We start from the raw sequence: 17,421 nt of genomic DNA on the forward strand, positions 1-17,421 counted from the left end.
GTAAACTCATGTCAAAAATCACTCATGAATTAGTAGAAAAAAACACGGGTTTGCTCGTCATTTTTATCGTGATTGCAATCAGCTTTGCAACTTTGGTGGAGATTGTGCCATTGATTTATGATGGCACAGCTGCCGAAGATGGTGGTGTGAATAAACCACTGCCAAATATGCGTCCATGGACAGCACTTGAGCTTGAGGGTCGTGATATTTATATCCGTGAAGGTTGTCATGTTTGCCATACCCAAATGGTTCGTCCGTTGCGTGCCGAGGTGGAGCGTTATGGACCATATAGCCGTGCAGCTGAATCAGCTTGGGATCATCCGTTTTTGTGGGGCTCTAAGCGTACAGGTCCAGACTTGGCACGCGTTGGTGGGCGTTACTCGGATCAGTGGCATGTGGATCACTTGACCAACCCTCGCTCTGTCGTGCCAGAATCGGTAATGCCAGCCTATCCTTGGCTTGCCAAAAATGAAGTTGATGGCACAAAAGTACAACAAAAAATGCGTCTATTCAGAGATCGTTTTGGTCTGCCATATACTGAAGAAGACATTGCAGCAGCACCTGACCAAGTTCAGGGTGCGACCGAAATGGACGCACTGGTTGCTTATTTGCAACAGCTGGGCATTGCAATGCAAGGTCAGCGATAATGGATTGGGGTTTTTTGCATAGCGTCGCAACCGTATCAGCCGTTTTGGCATTTATTGCGATTGCATGGTGGGCATATTCACCAAAAAACAAAAAACGCTTTGAAGATGATGCACAACTTGCGCTAGATGATAAGCAACAAACGCTATCATCACATGAGCGCACTAAGGATACACAATGAGCTTTTTTTGGGGTTCTTGGATTACCATCTTGTCATTGGGCTGCTGGCTATTCATTTTTGCGGTGCTGGTTTGGACATTGAGATCTAAGCCAGTATTGGACGAAGATGAGACAACAGGGCATTCTTATGACGGCATCCGAGAGTTTGACAAACCGCTACCAAAGTGGTGGCTGGTGATTTTCTTTGGCACGATGATTTGGGGCTTGGGCTATTTTGTGCTTTTCCCAGCCATTCAGCCAAATGTCTGGAAGGGTGTTACAACGGTTGAAGTGGACGGTCAGCAAGTACCGTGGACTTCTGCCAATGAGCTAAACAGCCAGCTACAAGCAAACAATCGTGTTTTTATTGAGAATTTTGAACAAAATATTTTGGCAAATGCAGGTGCCAGTGAGGCAACAGCAATTTTGGCAAAATTGAGCGATTTGCAAGCACAACGCAAGACAAATGAAAAAAATGAAGATTTGCAAAAACAAATTGATGAGCAAATCACCTTGCTTGCTCCTTATGTAGATAAACTGGCTGCCGACCCTGAAGCACAAAAGGCTGGCAACCGCTTGTTTTTGCAAAACTGTGCTTTGTGCCATGGCTCTAATGCCAAAGGTTCGGTCGGTTATCCTAATTTGACGGACAATGACTGGCTCTATGGCGGTACGGCAGATCAGATCTTACTTACCATTCATAATGGTCGAGTGGGTGCGATGGCAGCATGGCAAAAGCAATTGGGTGAATCAGGTGTGCGAGCTGCTGCCGAATATGTGCTAAAAATCTCTGGCAATCAAAATGATTATACGCTTGATGAAGCAAAAGTGGCTCAAGGTAAAGCAATTTTTGAACAAAACTGCGTCCTGTGCCATGGTGCTGATGCCAAGGGCTTGACTGCAATGGGTGCACCAAATCTAACCGATGATATTTGGTTGTTTGGTGGCGATCGCGAAACCATTCGCACAACCATTCGTCATGGTCGCTCTGGTGTGATGCCAGAATGGCAGAGTAAGCTGGGCAATGAGCGAGTCATGCTACTTGCTGCCTATGTGCGTTCATTATCGCAATCTGCTGAATAATGTTTTTAGACCAAAGAGCTGCCAAGTTGGTGGCTCTTTTTTCATGCCATGATGCAGCCATTGGTATGTTATTGGTTAAATAAAGCAATTTCTGCCTTAAAAATTAACCCAAATTAAAAAGCACCAGCAATTTGTGATGATGATAAAGAAAGCCCACTCAACATATTGCCAATCACAAACTTGACGCATAAGAAGAGCAAAACGCACAAGATGATGCCTTAATGACAAGAAAAAATTTGCCCAACCCCCTATATTTTTTTGACGATTTTTAGTAAAATTTGACTTTACCAGCAACCGATTTGATTATTATGACGACTAAATTTATCTTTGTAACTGGCGGTGTTGTATCATCACTTGGCAAGGGCATCGCTGCAGCTTCTCTTGCCGCTGTCTTGGAGGCTCGTGGGCTAAAAGTAACCATGACCAAGATGGATCCTTATATCAATGTCGATCCGGGCACGATGAGTCCATTTCAGCATGGTGAGGTGTTTGTTACCGAAGATGGTGCAGAAACCGACCTTGATTTGGGGTATTATGAGCGGTTTTTGCGTCGCTCAAAGATGAGCAAGGCAAATAATTTTACCAGTGGTCGCATTTATCAAACTGTGCTTGCCAAAGAACGCCGTGGTGATTATTTGGGCGGTACGGTGCAGGTGATTCCGCACATTACTGATGAAATCAAGCACAAAATCCGTGCCAGTGGCGAAGGTTATGACATTGCCATTATTGAGATTGGTGGCACAGTGGGCGATATTGAGAGCCTGCCATTCATGGAAGCGGTGCGTCAATTGCAAGTTGAGCTGGGGCGTAGCAATTCGCTATTAATGCATTTAACACTGGTGCCATACATTGCCTCGGCTGGCGAATCAAAAACCAAGCCAACGCAGCATTCGGTCAAGGAGTTGCGTTCTATTGGTTTGCAGCCAGATGTATTAATCTGTCGTTCGGAACAAACCATTTCTGAAGAAAATCGCCAAAAAATCGCTCTGTTTACCAATGTTGAGACTCGTGGTGTGATTTTGTGCGAAGATGCCAAATCCATTTATCAGATTCCACGCCGTTTTTATGAGCAAGATTTGGACGATTTGATTTGTGAGCGATTTGGGCTGACCGTCCCAGAGGCGGATTTGTCCGACTGGGATTTGGTGGTGCAAGATTTGTTCAATGCACAAGGCGAAGTTGTTGTGGCGATGGTTGGTAAATATGTTGAGCTGCCAGATGCCTATAAGTCGGTTAATGAAGCCTTGTTGCACGCAGGTATCCACAACAAAACCAAAGTGCGTATCAATTATATCAATGCCGAGACGCTAGAACATGACAATGCTGCCTTTGATGAATTGAAGCAAGCCGATGCCATTTTGGTGCCGGGGGGATTTGGTGAGCGAGGCACGCTTGGCAAGATGAAGGCGATTGAATATGCTCGCACGCATAACAAGCCATTTTTAGGCATATGTCTAGGTATGCAGTTGGCGGTGATTGAGTTTGCTCGCAATGTTCTGGGGCTTCAAGCAAATTCAACGGAATTTGACCGCAAGACTGCCCACCCGATTATCGGCCTGATTACCGAATGGTTTGATGAAAAAGGTGAATTGCAGATTCGCTCTGATGATAGTGATTTGGGTGGCACGATGCGACTTGGGGCACAGCAAGCAGAGCTGGTTGCAGGCTCAAAACTTGCCAAAATCTACGGTGCCAATAACATCACCGAACGCCATCGCCATCGCTATGAAATGAACAATCGCTATATTGAGCCACTGGAGCAAGCGGGCATGAAAATTTCTGGCTATTCTGCCAAGCAGCACTTGGTTGAGGCGATAGAAATTGATCATCACCCATGGTTCGTGGCAGTGCAGTATCACCCAGAGTTTACCAGTTCGCCACGCGGTGGGCATCCGCTATTTAATAGCTTTATTAAAGCAGCGATGGCTGATAGCTAGCACAAACAGCACATCAAGCAAGTTTGGTGTGCTTTTTATTTTCAGTGTTTTTGTTGCTTGGTTGAGATATAATAACAAAAACACATTTATTTAAGCCAAATTGACTTAGGTCTAAGGATATTAAGATGACGCAGCCGCAAGCAACTGCACAATCAGTGATTAATATTGCAGGGATTGAAATTGCCAATGATAAGCCATTTGTGCTGTTTGGTGGCATGAATGTGCTTGAAAGTCGCGAGTTGGCTTTTGAGATTGCCGAGCAATATATTGCCATTTGCCAAAAATTACAGATAGGCTATGTGTTTAAGGCAAGTTTTGACAAGGCAAATCGCTCAAGCCTGCATTCTTTTCGTGGCCCAAGTCTCGAGACGGGGCTGACTTGGCTAAATGACATCAAAGAGGCGTACAATGTGCCGATTATTACCGATGTGCATGAGCCATATCAAGCAGCACCAGTTGCCAAAGTTGCCGATGTTTTGCAGCTGCCTGCGTTTTTGTCGCGTCAGACAGACTTGGTCAATGCCATTGCTCGTACAGGCAAGGTGGTTAATATCAAAAAAGCACAATTTTTGGCACCGCATGAGATGCGTCATATCATTAACAAATGCCTAGAATCTGGCAATGATCAGGTGATATTGTGCGAAAGGGGTTCTGCCTTTGGTTATAACAACTTGGTGGTTGATATGCTTGGTTTTGACACCATGAAGGCGATGAATGTTCCTGTGTTTTTTGATGTAACGCACGCTTTGCAAGAACCGGGGGCAAGGGCGGATAGTGCAGGTGGTCGCCGTCATCAGATTGCCACTTTGGCTCGTGCTGGCATGGCAACAGGATTGGCAGGGCTGTTTTTGGAAGCTCATCCAGACCCTGATAAGGCAAAATGCGATGGGCCAAGTGCCTTGCGACTTGACCAGCTTGAACCATTTTTAACCCAAATAAAACAGCTTGACACATTGGTGAAGGGCTTTTCGGTGCTGGATACGCATTAAGTAGCAGAGATATTTATTAAATAAATTTAAGACTGTTTGTTTTTAAGATAAAAAGGAGTGATTATGTACGCTGAAGATACCAAAAATGTTGTAGAAATTAAAGACATTGTTGCACGCGAGATTTTGGACTCTCGTGGCAACCCAACCATTGAGGCTGATGTTATTTTGGCAAATGGTATTTGTGGTCGTGCTGCTGCACCAAGTGGGGCATCTACTGGTTCACGCGAAGCGTTGGAGCTGCGTGATGGCGATGCCACCCGTTATCTAGGCAAAGGGGTAAAAAAAGCCGTTGCCAATGCCAACAGCCAAATTCGCAGCGTATTGCTTGATAAAGATGTTACGCAGCAAGCTGAGATTGACAAATTGTTGATAGAGCTTGATGGTACTGAAAATAAAGCAAATATGGGTGCAAATGCCATGCTGGCGGTATCTTTGGCAGCTGCCAAGGCGGCAGCACAGTCGCAATCATTGCCACTTCATCAATATATCGCCAATTTGCGTGGACAAACTTCTTTGACCATGCCTGTGCCGATGATGAACATTCTAAATGGTGGAGCCCATGCGGACAACACGGTTGATATTCAGGAATTTATGATTGAGCCAGTTGGCTTTTCGTCATTTTCAGAAAGTCTGCGCGCAGGGACGGAGATTTTTCATGCACTAAAATCAGTGCTAAAATCGCAAGGCTTGAATACAGCGGTTGGTGATGAAGGTGGTTTTGCACCAAATTTACGCTCAAACGAAGAAGCAATCACTGTTATCATGCAGGCAATCGAAAAAGCAGGTTATCAGGCTGGTAAGGATATTTTCTTGGCACTGGACTGTGCTTCGTCAGAGTTTTATAAAAATGGTCAATATGTGCTGGCTGGCGAGGGCAATAAGGCGTTTGACAGTCAAGGATTTAGTGATTATCTGACCGCTTTGTGCAAGCAATATCCAATCATCTCAATTGAAGATGGTCTTGATGAGAGCGATTGGGAAGGCTGGGCGTATCTAACCAAGCAATTGGGCGATAAGGTGCAGTTGGTTGGCGATGATTTGTTCGTAACCAATCCAAAAATTTTGCAAGAAGGCATTGATAAGCATATCGCCAATGCGATTTTGATTAAGTTTAATCAAATTGGCACATTGACAGAAACGCTTGATGCGATTTATTTGGCAAAACAGCATGGCTATGCGACAATCATCAGCCATCGCTCGGGCGAGACTGAAGATTCTACCATTGCTGATTTGGCGGTGGGTACGGCTGCAGGTCAGATTAAGACAGGGTCATTGTGCCGCTCTGACCGTGTTGCCAAATACAACCAACTGCTGCGTATCGAACAACAAGTGCGTGCCGCATATCGTGGTCGTGAAGAATTCATCGGCTTGCGTGGCTGAGGCTATGGCAGTTTTGGCTTTGGAGATGGGCTGTGGCAAGCGATAAAATAACCAAATTAAAACCATATCGGTTGTATGTAGTTGCGATCGCATTTGCTACAGTGGTGCTATTGTTGATGCAATATCAATATTGGTATGGCGAATATGGTCATGGCAACTTTGTACAGGTACAAAAGCAGCTGCAAGAACAAAGTAAACTCAATGAAGAACAGTCTTACAAAAACGCCATTTTGCTTGCCGATGTCAAGGACTTAAAATCAGGCTTGTCTGCCATTGAAGAGCATGCACGGCTGGATTTGGGTTTGATTAAGGCTGGCGAGACTTTTGTTCAATTGTCCAACGCACCCATCACCTATTCACGCTCCATGCTAACTGATGATGAGCAGGTGGTGGAGACGGTTGATGCCGTGCCTGAACCTTCCGCCCAGTAACAAAGCCATTGTGATAAAATCGCCCAGTTTATCGACTGTGGCGATTTTTATTTATGTGTTATTTTGATGGCAATCCAATGCCCAAATGTACTACAATTAACCAACAAGAACATCAAAAATCACTTAAAAATAGCGGCAGATACAGCATGATGGCGGCTTTGTGGTTTGTTATTAAGTATTGCGATTTGCTGTAACTGTAGATTGTGCTTTTTAAGCTTAAAAAAGGGTTGTGGCAATAAGAAGTAAGCTGGAGAAAGAAATGCAATTGCCTGAATGGCTTAAAATATGCGATACTATAGCAGGATAAGCGGTGATTGCCAGTATTGATGGGATTTTGTCAGTCTGCAATCTGGCGGCTGCTTGCATTGTCCGCTTTATATAAATACAAATAACAAGAGGTCGTTGTGATTTATCCAATGATTGTTGCTGCAGGGGTGGGTAGGCGTTTTGGGGCGGCAACGCCCAAGCAGTACTTGACAGTGGTAGGCAAAACCATACTTGAGCATAGTGCAGCTTGCCTTGTTCACCCTGCTTTTGCCACACTTACCTTGGTGGTGGCGAGAACGGATTCGTATATCGATGAGCTGCTGCCACGCTTAACCACTCTGCACCCAACAATATATCGTGCTGTCGGTGGCGATGAGCGGTGGCAATCGGTGCTTTCTGGCATTGAGGAGATTTGCAGGCAGGGTGGTCAAGATGATGACTGGGTGCTGATTCATGATGCGGCACGACCTTGCTTGCCAAGAGCAGATCTGGATAAGTTGCTTGATCATCTACAGACAACCCAAGCATCGGCGGTGATTTTGGCAACAGCGGTGGTGGATACGCTCAAATATGCCACATCGGGGCAAATCAATCATACCGTCAGCCGTGAGAATCTCTGGCAAGCCTTGACACCGCAGGCATTTCGTATCGGCGTGCTAAAGCGTGCTTTTGCTCATGCCAGCCAGCAGAATCTTAGCATCACCGATGAGGCCACTGTGTGCGAGGCATTGGGCATACCAGTGCAAATTATCCCAGCCTCACGCAGTAATATCAAGCTGACCCATGCTGATGACTTGCCTTTGATTGAGCGGTTGATTGTGGATTTGGATTGACAAAAGACAATAGGGAAGGAGCTTAAGGGAATAAGATGGCAGCGTGGCTATTTGCAATTGTCAGTCTGGTGGTGCTGGTATTGCTTGGCAGTGTTGAGCAGTTCATAATTGGCGAAGGCCTAAGTGCTTGGCTGTCCGTGGCGTGGCTTGCACCGCTGTTGTCGGTTGCTTTGGTGGTATCATTGTTGCTGTGGTTATTTACCCCTGTGGTAAGTCGCCATCGTGCCTATATCCTATCGCTACAGATGGTAAGTTTTGTGGCGATTGTTGCGTTGTTTGTTATCAAGAGCTTGTATGCTTATCATCAGCTTGAGCGACAAACGCCCCAATCACGCACGCTTATTAATGCAACCGCAACAATATATCAAATCAGCGACAGTGTCTATGATAAAGTTTTGGCGACGCCATTTCGCCAAGTGGCTGTCTTGTCAAACATAGAGCCGCTTAATCCGAAGCAAAATTCCCGCCTGATTCACAATCCTTTTGCCAATGATGATGACTTTGCTGCTGGTCAGGCGGTAGATTTGCAATCGTTTGAGGGCATGACGGTGCTATTAACCGCAGACCCAAAGTTTGCCAAAAGCGATTTGCAGGCACTTGAGTCGGCACAACCTGCCAGTATTTTGCAGGTTCAGTTATTGCTAGAGCCAATTAAGGATGGGGCTTTGGCATCAGGGTTTGACAACAAGGCTTGGTTGCGTACTCGCCAAGTGCAGGCGACGGCACAAATTTTGGCGGCAACACACATTGGCACAGCACAGGCTGACACATGGGCGCAGCAATTTAGGCTACAGCTTGAGCGATTGCGTTGGCAGTTGCGGCAGCATTTTTATAAAAACTGGCACACGCTTGATGGCAAGCAGGCACAGGCAAGGGCGGTAACGCTTAGCTTGCTCACAGGCGATAGAGCATTGATAGATAGGGATACTAAAGATCTGTACCAGCTGGCAGGGATTTCGCATTTGTTGGCAATATCAGGCACTCATGTGTTGTTTTTGGCGATTGTGCTGGCAGCGATGATTACTGCCATTACCGACAGATTTGCGTTGCTTATTTATCAAAAAATCCCCCGTTGGCAAATTCGCATGGCAATCATGGTGGCTGCTGCGTTGATTTATGCGGTATTTACAGGGTTTGAGGTGCCTGCGGTGCGTACAGTATATATGCTGATGGCGGCTTGGCTGATTCGTTATTTTGCCTTACCAACCTCTATCATCTCAGCGTTATTTGTTGTGGCATTATTGATGGTGTGGGCTGACCCTTATGTGTTGTGGCAGGCGGGATTTTGGTTGTCATTTGTTGCGGTGGTTTTGTTGATTCGCTACGAAAACAGCCATGTGCAAGCAGCAGACCTGCATATTTATGGGTGGCTTGGCAGATTGTGGCAAAAATTATCAGCGACAGTGTCATTGCAGTTGTGGTTGTTTTTGACCATGTTGCCTGTGTCAATTTTGCTGTTTGGCAAAGTCTCTTTGTGGGGATTATTGGTAAATTTATTTGCCATTGGGCTGTTTGGTTTTGTTGTTGTGCCAATAAACTTGTTGGCAGGCGTGGTTTTTTGGGTATCGCCTTGGCTTGCTGATTTGCTCTGGAGTATTTCTGTCGCGATATTGTATGGATTGCATCAATCACTGTCGGTTACATTGACAACAAAATTGCCAGCAGTCTCGGCATGGCTATACGCACCATTTGGCATGGCGGGTTTTGTCTTGGCGTTTTTGTTGGTGATTTGGTTGATATTGCCCAAAGTGCTGCCAAGATTTCTGCTGTTGTTGCCGATTATGGCATTGATTTTTTTAACAAAGCCTGTTAAAAACCCTCGCCTTGAGATTGTGTCGTTGCCCAGCGATACGCCCAATGTCAGCCAATTATTATTAACCCAATACGGCAAAGATGGCACAAGCCACTGGCTGATTTTAAATGATTTGGGGGTAAAATCACTCAGAAAAAATCATGCACAGATTTTGACAGACCAGCTGTATCGGCGTGGGGTTGCTGCCATGGGGCTTGATGGGGTGATTGTGCAGACACCGAGCGATATTTTTATTCCGATGGTTGGGCAATTGGCAGACAATTTACCCATTTCTCGCTACTGGCAAGCGGGCAATCATCAACAGCTTGTCAGCATACGCCAACAAAGTTGTCGTGCTGGCATGGCTTGGCAGCAGGAAGGCTTTGTAATCCGAGCATTGACAGGGTGGAGCGAGATTAATGATGAGCGTGTGCAATATTGTGCCATTGAGGTGTTAAGCGACTATCCATTTTCTTGGCAGGGTAATGCAGCACAGACGACTGAAGCGGACGCTGTCGATGATTGGGCTGATGATGACAGTCAGCCATCAGACAGTAAGCCATCAACGAAAGCCAAGAGTCAGCTGGTCATCAGCACCAGTGCCGAACCGCTGCTTTGGCAGCTGTGGCAGAGTTTGTGCGTATCGAACAATCGCCTTGATGTGCTTGCCAAAGAAGGGTATTATCCTGTCTGGCTAACTTCGTGGCGTGCCGATGAGGCGACAGTTGCCAAACAGCGATTATCACCTGCCAAGATATATATGCTTGATGAGTGATTGCTTGCACGGTTGCCAAAGGAGAAATTTTGCTGGCGAAATTAGGCACTGTGCCATGCTTGTGCTGTGGTCGCATTGTATTCATAGGCACATTCATTAGCGAATGATTGCTGATTGTGGTGATAAATATGATTTTAAAAACCATCAGACTTGATTAGTTGATAATGTTAAAGCACTGCACCATTATGCCAGTATGTCGGCAGAAAATAAGCAAAGCATGATTTTTGCTATCACTTGGCTTGATTTTCAGGTAGAATAGGGGGCTGTTTTTATACACAAAGGACAAAAACCATGGCATGGCCACCAAACCCCAACAAAGCACCCAGCTCACCAAATCCACAGTCGCAGGTCAATACACCACCTTCGGATCAAAGCTGGCGTGTTATCGAAAAAACCTTGCTTGCCAGCATTGAGGAACAAAAATCCTCTCGCCGCTGGTCTATCTTTTTTAAGCTTTTAACCTTTGCATATCTGCTGATGATGTTTGTGGCATTTGGCTATGGTTGTAGCGACAGTGTCTCATCGCAGCGTATCGGTAGCAGCCAGCCGCATATTGCTGTGGTGAATGTGGCAGGCGTGATTGCGGCAAATACAGATACCAATGCCGAAAACATCAGCGACTCGCTCATCGATGCTTTTGATAATGCCAATGCCCAAGCTGTGGTGCTGAATATCAACTCGCCCGGCGGTTCGCCTGTGCAGTCAGATGAGATTTGGCAGACGGCAATGATGCTAAAACAACAATACCCCGACAAAAAACTCTATGCTATCATCGGTGATATCGGAGCGTCAGGGGCGTATTATATCGCTTCGGCTGCCGATGAAATTTGGGTCAATCCATCAAGTCTGGTCGGCTCAATCGGTGTGATTATGTCGGGATATAATATTGAAGAGTTGCTAAAGAAAATCGGCGTCAAAGACCGCACCATGACCTCAGGAGAATATAAGGATATCTTGAGCATGAATCGTGAAATGACCGCCAGTGAGCAGGCTCATGTACAAAGATTGCTAGACACCACGCACCAAAATTTTATCGATGCGGTAAAAAAAGGTCGTGGCGATAAACTAAAAAATACCGAACAAAATCAGATATTTAGCGGATTATTCTGGACAGGTAAAGATGCGTTGGCATTGGGTTTGGCGGATAAAACAGGCGGTATTATCCAGCTAAAAAAACAGCTAGACCTACCAACGGTGGATTATACCTATAACGACCCGATGAACAAGATTTTTGATAGATTTGGTGTGCAAGTCGGCAAAGGTTTGGGAGAAGGTGTTAAGTTTGGCTTAACAGATAGCACCAGCACCCGCTTGCAATAATGATGTTTTGATTTCATACCCAAACTCGATGATAATGAAGTTTGGGTATTTTTTGGGTTTTTAAAAACACTTAGATGATGATTTTGGATTGGCTTAGTCCAAATCGCATTTTTGATTAACATCGGTCAATGCTTCATCGATGATTTTTTGGCTTACGCCTTTTTTGCGTAATTTTTCGATAAACAGCACATCTTGAGCTAGGCTATAGTTGCAGTTATCACGATCCAGTCCTTGTCTTACATATAGGCGAATCAATCCTTGAATGCGTTCAAAGCCATGTGCTTTAGCGGTTTCTTCCAAATGCTCGATAATCTCTTCAGACAGACGCAGATGCACAGGACGCATGATGGTCTGTGGGTGGTTGAGATAGCGATTTTTTAGGCGTGGCGGTATCATGACTGTCTATCCAATGAGAATGTAGGTAGATTATAGCATGACAGCTTGCGTTGTCAAATCCAAGATGCAGCGGAGATGGCATGGTATTTTTTATAAAATAAAAACCCCTGCGATTAAACAGGGGTTTTTGAATTTGGCTCCCCAACCTGGGCTCGAACCAGGGACACACGGATTAACAGTCCGATGCTCTACCGACTGAGCTATTGGGGAATGGTGGTGGGTCGTGCAGGATTCGAACCTGCGACCAATTGATTAAAAGTCAACTGCTCTACCAACTGAGCTAACGACCCTTAGCGATACTTAATAAGCTGTGGATAAATGGTGGGTCGTGCAGGATTCGAACCTGCGACCAATTGATTAAAAGTCAACTGCTCTACCAACTGAGCTAACGACCCATCTATCCTAGGATACGGTATCCCATATCGCTAATGTGGTGCATATTATACGCAAAAATTTTATAATTGCAAGCGTTTATTTGCAAATTTTGCAAATTTTTGCTGAAAAAATCACTGCCAGCATGATGACTGTGCAATTATTGAGCAGTTTTATTAATATTGCCAAATTTGTTTGGCAAGCAAGAATGTCTGACAGTGGGCGGTGATGATGTCGCCAAGATTGGGGCTATAACCACCGCCCATGACAACCACAACAGGTATGCCGTGCTGATGTGCGGTGCGTAATACGATTTCATCTCGGCGTTCACAGCCTGCCATGCTAAGCGATAATTTACCCAAAGCATCTGTGGCAAGCACATCAACACCTGCTTGATAAAATATCATATCAGGACAAAATGAATCAATAATCGTAGGCAGGGTGTGGCTTAGCTGATGCAGATAAGTGGTATCATCTGTACCATCATCAAGCTCAATATCTAGGTCTGATGGTGGTTTGATAAAAGGGTAGTTTTTCTTGCCGTGCATACTAAACACAAAGACTTTGGGATTGTCTGCCATGATGGCAGCGTTGCCATTGCCTTGATGCACATCTAGGTCGATGATTAAAATTCGCTCAGCTTGCTTGCGATGAATGAGCAGGTTGCTGGCGATACAGATGTCATTTAGAATACAAAATCCTTCACCATGCCCAGCAAAAGCATGGTGCGTACCGCCTGAGGTTGAAAGTGAGATGCCGTAATTTTTGGCATATAAGGCACATTCATAAGTGCCATGGGCAATGTAGCGTTCTCGCTTAATGAGTTCGGCAGACATCGGCAGTCCGATTTTGCGTGCGTCTTTGGCAGCAAGTGTGAGCGTCTTTAATTCGTGCCAATATTTGGCGGTATGGGTGCTTAGAATTTCTGCCTCACTTGCCAAAATGGGGTGAAACAGATTGTCATGACAAATCACGCCTTGGCTTATGAGCCGTTCGGGGATTTGTTGATATTTTGCCATCGGAAAGCGATGATTGGCAGGCAAAGGGTGGCAAAATAGGGGTGAATGGGCGATTTTTAGCATGATGATTGATTTGGCTTGGCTGTATTTTGGCGTGATTATTGGTATTGCTCGGTCGGCACAAAAAAGCTGTCCTGCTTGCCATCATCAGTAGCGGTCAAATCGTTATAATGTAAATAATCAAGCAAAATTGGGCTTGGTTCGCTTTCGTTCATGACTTCATCATAGAGATTCTGGGCAAGCTCGCTTAAGGTTGTCGCTGCGTGTAAATAACAATCAAGCAGTCTGTCCGTCAGTGGTGCAAACTCGACATCAAAACTTAGTTTGGCGTGTATGATGCCATCTGCTGGGCTGAACTCAATACTGCCAAAATCCACGCCGCGATTGGCATTGGCAATTGCCATAATCATCGGTGCAAAATGACTGTGCGGCACAATGTCTGGCAAGATGGCAAAAAGCCCAACAAGCTGATTTTTTTCATTTATCCGAAATATACAAGTCCATTCTCGCTGTCTGTCGGTTAGATTCAGTGAAATATGATGCAGCTCATGCAGAGCTTGTTCGTTGTTGGCGGGGTGATATTCATACTGCCATTTGCGAGCGTCCAGATAGTGCATGATTTGTCGGCTAATTGGAGCTGGTTCGTCCGTGGCGGTTTGGTGATTTTTGCTGAATAGATTTTTGAGTTTGCTTAGCAGTTTCATCGTTGTGCCGAACTTGGTTTTAATTTTATGTATTGTAACACCAAATGATGATTTTTGAAAAATTTTGCAAAGTTTGTGCCAATAAAAATGGGTAATTTGCTACTTTTGTGCAAAAGGTGCGTTGTGTTGGCTTGGATTTTGGTGCGTTTTGTAATTTGTTTCGGTAAATGTGGCGAAATTTTGGTATGATATGACAAATTTAACCGATTAAGATTGCATGGGTATAGATGTAAGAATGATGGGAAATGCCGATTGCACAGATAGCACGCACACACAGCTGATATTCACCGCACAAGGGGTGAATGTGCAGCGAGGGGAGTTTTTGTTGTGCCAAGGGGTGGATTTGGCATTGCGTGCTGGTGATGTGTGCCATCTGATTGGTGAGAATGGCTTGGGCAAGACCACGCTTATTTTGCAGATTGCAGGACTGTTGCCTGTGATGACAGGGCGGATTACCTGTAAAACTGGCATGGTGTATGTGTCGCATCAGTTGGGCATTAGCAGTGCATTGACCGTGCAGCAGAATTTGCAGTTTTTGCTGGCATTGCATGGCGTGGCGGCAGATGATGAGCTGATAAGTATGGCATTGGAAAAGGTGGGGCTTGATGGTTTGCAAGATGTGCCAGCAGCACAGCTGTCAGCAGGGCAGATGCGGCGAGTTGGCTTGGCGAAACTGTTCGTGCTAACGCCAGCACAGGCAGGATTTTGGTTGCTTGATGAGCCATTGACAGCACTGGATATGCAGATGGTTGATTTGCTTGAGCGGCAGATTGCGACATTTGCAGCTGCAGGCGGTGCGGTGCTGATGACCAGTCATCAGGCGATAAATGTGGCAAATTGCCAGTTGGATTTGGCGGAGTATGCGGTATGAATCATGCGTTCTTGACCATGCTTAAGCGAGAGTGGCAAATCAAGTGGCAGGGAGCGGTGTCATGGCTGTATCCTTTGGTGCTGTTTTTGTTGATTATCACCTTGTTTCCGCTGGCGATTGGCAGCGAGCCAAATTTATTGTTGCGACTGGCACCATCGGCGGTATGGATTGCAGCACTGTTGGCGTTGGTTATTGGTGTTGATGATTTGTTCCGCAGTGAGTTTGATAATGGTGTGCTGGCACAGTTGGTGGCAACCAAAGCACCGCTGATTCTCTGGGTGCTGGCACGGTTGCTGGTGCATTGGTTGTTCAGTGCGGGTATGGTGGCGTTGTTGTCGCTGCTGGTGGTGGTGCTGTTTGCTATGCCGATGGCAGATGCTCTGATGTTGATGTTGTCTATCTTGGTGGGGTCGCCACTGCTTTTGGCACTGTCGGCGATTGCCAGTAGCCTGACTTTGACGCTCAAAAATGGTGCAGTGCTGGTGCCATTGATTGCCTTGCCAATGCAGCTGCCTGTGCTGATTTTTGCCACGGGTGCGGTGGATTTACAAACGACAGGGCTAAATGGCCTGCCGACCTTGGCACTGTTGGCGGCAGGCAGTATCATTGCCATCTTGGCAACACCTTGGGTGGTGGCAGCGGTGCTACAGATGGCATGGGCGGAGTAGTTTAGTAACCAAGTGCTGTAAGCTTTTTATATTCATCGCAGCCTTGTCGGTCGCCATTATCGCAGGCTTTGCCATGCCATTGCTTAGCAAGACTGTAATTTTGGGGCATGCCTAGACCATCATAATGCATGACACCAAGAGCAAATTGGGCATTTGCATAACCCTGTGCTGCTGCTTTTTCAAACCAATATTTGGCTTGGGTATAATCCTGTCTGACACCTTTACCTTCGATATACATTACACCAAGGTTGAATTGAGCCTTTGCCGAGCCTTGTTTGGCAGCCTTTTCGTACCAATATTTTGCTTTGATATAGTCTTGTTTGACGCCATAACCATTATCATACATTATGCCAAGATTAAATTGAGCGGCCGCATCGCCTTGTGCTGCTGCTTTCTCAAACCAATATTTGGCTTGATTGTAATTTTGGGGTATGCCTAGACCGTCATAATATATCACACCAAGATTGAACTTAGCATCTGCACTGCCTTGCATTGCTGCTTTTTCAAACCAATATTTCGCCTGCGTATAATCTTGAGGCTTGCCATTTTCCCCAAAATAATAATTGACAGCAGTATTAAAATAATCCGCTGTCGCTGCTTTTGCTGCACCAGTTGTGGGATTGGCTGGGCTATTGCTGCTTGCTACATTTGCCATCAAGGCAGAGGATAATAGGGCGACGGCAAGTGATTGGGCAAGGGTTTTATTGTTCATGGGAGTTTCTGTGTGCGATTTGATGTTGTAAAATTAAAGATGGTTGTTGTATTAAAAAGTGTATCATCAGCTCAAGCGATGGCAGTCAAAAATCGGCAAGTTTTGACGAATTTGTCGCTGCTCGCTTGGGGTGTAATTGGCATAGACAATCTGATACTCTCCAGTCATCTCACCTGTAGTTGCCACCACCTGCCCGTTGGCATCAGCAATAAGCGAATGCCCCCAAGTCTCACGCACACGGCTGCCGATATGGTGCATGCCGCCTTGGGCTGACCCTATCACCATGCATTGACTGTCCAACGCCCGAGCCTGTAGCAGTAGCTGCCAGTGAGCCTGTCCAGTTCGCTGGGTGAATGCTGCTGGCACGGTCAGAATGTCCGCCCCTTGTTGTCGCAGTTGCTGGGCAAGTGCAGGAAATCTGACATCAAAACAAATCATCATGCCAACATTCACCGCCACACCGTCAATCATGCAGTTGGCAATCACCACCTCATCACCCGCCTCAAAAGTCTGACTCTCGTCATAGCGACCTGTGCTGTCATTGACCATCGCACGAAACAGATGAATCTTGTCATAGCGTGCCTTGATGTTGCCTGCGGGGTCAATCATCAGACTGGTTTGGCGAAATCTACCGCCACCGACCTTGCTACCATCTGGGCGATTGGGGCAGGGCAGTGTGCCTGCAACCAGATGAATCTGCTGCTTTTGTGCCAGCGTTTGATAAAACTGACAAATCTCATCAAAGCGTATCGCCAGCTCATCTTGGCGACCCATGGCACAGGCATTCTCTGGCAGTACGATGAGTTTGGCACCAGCTTGGGCGGCTTCATTGACGGCATGGCTGATGATTCGAAGGTTGTTATCGATGCTGGTCTGGCTATTTAATCCAATACTGGCAATGGCAAAGCTCATCATAATCTCCTTGTAGATGATGGTGATAATTGTGGCTGGGTATCGTGCGTGTCAGTGGTGATTGTTGTCAGATTGCTTAAGTGGCGTCTGTTTGGCAAAATCACTTGCAAAAAATCGCAAACTGTGCGATAGTGGCAAAGTACCCAATGCAGTCTC

17 protein-coding genes and 3 tRNA genes are annotated in these 17,421 nt (G+C 45.9%); 12 read left to right on the plus strand and 8 right to left on the minus strand.

What is annotated here, in order from left to right:
* Positions 1-8: 8 nt before the first annotated feature.
* The 10 genes from ccoO (at position 9) to sppA (ending at position 11,611) form a co-directional block, all read left to right on the plus strand.
* Entirely contained in the window at positions 9-647 is a 639-nt protein-coding gene (gene ccoO / locus BW928_RS00845; protein WP_076554351.1) for a cytochrome-c oxidase, cbb3-type subunit II, read from the plus strand.
* On the plus strand, positions 647-826 hold the full coding sequence (locus tag BW928_RS00850) for a cbb3-type cytochrome oxidase subunit 3 (protein ID WP_076554352.1): 180 nt from the start codon (positions 647-649) through the stop codon (positions 824-826). Before ccoO ends, BW928_RS00850 begins: the two co-directional genes overlap by 1 nt.
* Positions 823-1,887, plus strand: coding sequence for a cytochrome-c oxidase, cbb3-type subunit III (gene ccoP, locus BW928_RS00855; RefSeq protein ID WP_076554353.1), 1,065 nt, complete (start codon positions 823-825; stop codon positions 1,885-1,887). The genes BW928_RS00850 and ccoP overlap by 4 nt, the downstream gene beginning before the upstream one ends.
* 308 nt (positions 1,888-2,195) lie before the next feature.
* Positions 2,196-3,824 carry a CTP synthase gene (pyrG, locus tag BW928_RS00860; protein ID WP_076554354.1) on the plus strand — a complete coding sequence of 543 codons (1,629 nt, stop codon included), beginning with the start codon at positions 2,196-2,198 and terminating at the stop codon, positions 3,822-3,824.
* 125 nt (positions 3,825-3,949) lie between these two features.
* Positions 3,950-4,813 (plus strand): 3-deoxy-8-phosphooctulonate synthase, encoded by an 864-nt coding sequence (gene kdsA / locus BW928_RS00865; protein WP_076554355.1) that lies wholly within the window; start codon positions 3,950-3,952, stop codon positions 4,811-4,813.
* A gap of 63 nt (positions 4,814-4,876) precedes the next feature.
* Positions 4,877-6,193: a phosphopyruvate hydratase gene (gene eno, locus BW928_RS00870; protein WP_076554356.1), complete on the plus strand. Its 1,317-nt coding sequence runs from the start codon at positions 4,877-4,879 to the stop codon at positions 6,191-6,193.
* A 116-nt stretch (positions 6,194-6,309) separates the two neighbouring features.
* On the plus strand, positions 6,310-6,624 hold the full coding sequence (locus BW928_RS00875; RefSeq protein ID WP_078309906.1) for a septum formation initiator family protein: 315 nt from the start codon (positions 6,310-6,312) through the stop codon (positions 6,622-6,624).
* A 404-nt stretch (positions 6,625-7,028) separates the two neighbouring features.
* Positions 7,029-7,724, plus strand: a complete 696-nt coding sequence (gene ispD, locus BW928_RS00880) for a 2-C-methyl-D-erythritol 4-phosphate cytidylyltransferase (protein WP_227516517.1) — start codon at positions 7,029-7,031, stop codon at positions 7,722-7,724.
* Positions 7,725-7,759: 35 nt separating this feature from the next.
* The gene (locus BW928_RS00885; RefSeq protein WP_076554357.1) at positions 7,760-10,291 is read left to right on the plus strand and encodes a ComEC/Rec2 family competence protein; all 2,532 of its coding nucleotides are present in this window, start codon (positions 7,760-7,762) and stop codon (positions 10,289-10,291) included.
* 291 nt (positions 10,292-10,582) lie between these two features.
* Positions 10,583-11,611 carry a signal peptide peptidase SppA gene (sppA, locus tag BW928_RS00890; RefSeq protein ID WP_076554358.1) on the plus strand — a complete coding sequence of 343 codons (1,029 nt, stop codon included), beginning with the start codon at positions 10,583-10,585 and terminating at the stop codon, positions 11,609-11,611.
* A gap of 93 nt (positions 11,612-11,704) precedes the next feature.
* Here sppA and BW928_RS00895 read toward each other — a convergent pair whose 3' ends face one another.
* From BW928_RS00895 to BW928_RS00920, 6 genes are all read right to left on the minus strand, one after another.
* Complete coding sequence (locus BW928_RS00895) at positions 11,705-12,007, minus strand: CopG family transcriptional regulator (RefSeq protein ID WP_076554359.1); 303 nt, start codon at positions 12,005-12,007, stop codon at positions 11,705-11,707.
* A 134-nt stretch (positions 12,008-12,141) separates the two neighbouring features.
* Positions 12,142-12,217 (minus strand) — tRNA-Asn (locus BW928_RS00900).
* 4 nt (positions 12,218-12,221) lie between these two features.
* Positions 12,222-12,297: transfer RNA gene (locus tag BW928_RS00905), tRNA-Lys, on the minus strand.
* 29 nt (positions 12,298-12,326) lie between these two features.
* Positions 12,327-12,402, minus strand: a tRNA-Lys gene (locus tag BW928_RS00910).
* 153 nt (positions 12,403-12,555) lie between these two features.
* On the minus strand, positions 12,556-13,461 hold the full coding sequence (locus BW928_RS00915) for a histone deacetylase family protein (RefSeq protein ID WP_076554360.1): 906 nt from the start codon (positions 13,459-13,461) through the stop codon (positions 12,556-12,558).
* A gap of 35 nt (positions 13,462-13,496) precedes the next feature.
* Positions 13,497-14,102: a type III secretion system chaperone family protein gene (locus BW928_RS00920; RefSeq protein ID WP_076554361.1), complete on the minus strand. Its 606-nt coding sequence runs from the start codon at positions 14,100-14,102 to the stop codon at positions 13,497-13,499.
* Positions 14,103-14,340: 238 nt separating this feature from the next.
* On the opposite strand from BW928_RS00920, the gene ccmA reads away from it, so the two are divergent.
* Together ccmA and BW928_RS00935 are read left to right on the plus strand one after the other, a co-directional pair.
* Positions 14,341-14,973, plus strand: a complete 633-nt coding sequence (gene ccmA / locus BW928_RS00930; protein ID WP_076554363.1) for a heme ABC exporter ATP-binding protein CcmA — start codon at positions 14,341-14,343, stop codon at positions 14,971-14,973.
* The gene (locus tag BW928_RS00935) at positions 14,970-15,641 is read left to right on the plus strand and encodes a heme exporter protein CcmB (protein WP_076554364.1); all 672 of its coding nucleotides are present in this window, start codon (positions 14,970-14,972) and stop codon (positions 15,639-15,641) included. Before ccmA ends, BW928_RS00935 begins: the two co-directional genes overlap by 4 nt.
* 1 nt (position 15,642) lies before the next feature.
* Here the strand turns inward: BW928_RS00935 and BW928_RS00940 are convergent, their stop codons facing one another.
* Positions 15,643-16,353, minus strand: a complete 711-nt coding sequence (locus tag BW928_RS00940; protein WP_076554365.1) for a tetratricopeptide repeat protein — start codon at positions 16,351-16,353, stop codon at positions 15,643-15,645.
* A gap of 66 nt (positions 16,354-16,419) precedes the next feature.
* Complete coding sequence (locus tag BW928_RS00945) at positions 16,420-17,265, minus strand: carbon-nitrogen hydrolase family protein (protein ID WP_076554366.1); 846 nt, start codon at positions 17,263-17,265, stop codon at positions 16,420-16,422.
* Positions 17,266-17,421: the final 156 nt, after the last annotated feature.

It is taken from the genome of Moraxella cuniculi DSM 21768, assembly GCF_900156515.1.
GTDB classification, from domain to species: Bacteria; Pseudomonadota; Gammaproteobacteria; order Pseudomonadales; family Moraxellaceae; genus Moraxella; species Moraxella cuniculi.

What these genes read in the sequence shown, in the direction of transcription:
- BW928_RS00895 (WP_076554359.1), bottom strand. Translation starts at nt 12,007, where the DNA reads ATGATACCGCCACGCCTAAAAAATCGCTATCTCAACCACCCACAGACC.
- BW928_RS00945 (WP_076554366.1), bottom strand. Translation starts at nt 17,265, where the DNA reads ATGAGCTTTGCCATTGCCAGTATTGGATTAAATAGCCAGACCAGCATC.
- sppA (WP_076554358.1), top strand. Translation starts at nt 10,583, where the DNA reads ATGGCATGGCCACCAAACCCCAACAAAGCACCCAGCTCACCAAATCCA.
- BW928_RS00885 (WP_076554357.1), top strand. Translation starts at nt 7,760, where the DNA reads ATGGCAGCGTGGCTATTTGCAATTGTCAGTCTGGTGGTGCTGGTATTG.
- BW928_RS00940 (WP_076554365.1), bottom strand. Translation starts at nt 16,353, where the DNA reads ATGAACAATAAAACCCTTGCCCAATCACTTGCCGTCGCCCTATTATCC.
- ccoP (WP_076554353.1), top strand. Translation starts at nt 823, where the DNA reads ATGAGCTTTTTTTGGGGTTCTTGGATTACCATCTTGTCATTGGGCTGC.
- BW928_RS00875 (WP_078309906.1), top strand. Translation starts at nt 6,310, where the DNA reads ATGCAATATCAATATTGGTATGGCGAATATGGTCATGGCAACTTTGTA.
- BW928_RS00920 (WP_076554361.1), bottom strand. Translation starts at nt 14,102, where the DNA reads ATGAAACTGCTAAGCAAACTCAAAAATCTATTCAGCAAAAATCACCAA.
- eno (WP_076554356.1), top strand. Translation starts at nt 4,877, where the DNA reads ATGTACGCTGAAGATACCAAAAATGTTGTAGAAATTAAAGACATTGTT.
- BW928_RS00935 (WP_076554364.1), top strand. Translation starts at nt 14,970, where the DNA reads ATGAATCATGCGTTCTTGACCATGCTTAAGCGAGAGTGGCAAATCAAG.
- kdsA (WP_076554355.1), top strand. Translation starts at nt 3,950, where the DNA reads ATGACGCAGCCGCAAGCAACTGCACAATCAGTGATTAATATTGCAGGG.
- ccoO (WP_076554351.1), top strand. Translation starts at nt 9, where the DNA reads ATGTCAAAAATCACTCATGAATTAGTAGAAAAAAACACGGGTTTGCTC.
- pyrG (WP_076554354.1), top strand. Translation starts at nt 2,196, where the DNA reads ATGACGACTAAATTTATCTTTGTAACTGGCGGTGTTGTATCATCACTT.
- BW928_RS00915 (WP_076554360.1), bottom strand. Translation starts at nt 13,461, where the DNA reads ATGCTAAAAATCGCCCATTCACCCCTATTTTGCCACCCTTTGCCTGCC.
- ccmA (WP_076554363.1), top strand. Translation starts at nt 14,341, where the DNA reads ATGGGAAATGCCGATTGCACAGATAGCACGCACACACAGCTGATATTC.
- BW928_RS00850 (WP_076554352.1), top strand. Translation starts at nt 647, where the DNA reads ATGGATTGGGGTTTTTTGCATAGCGTCGCAACCGTATCAGCCGTTTTG.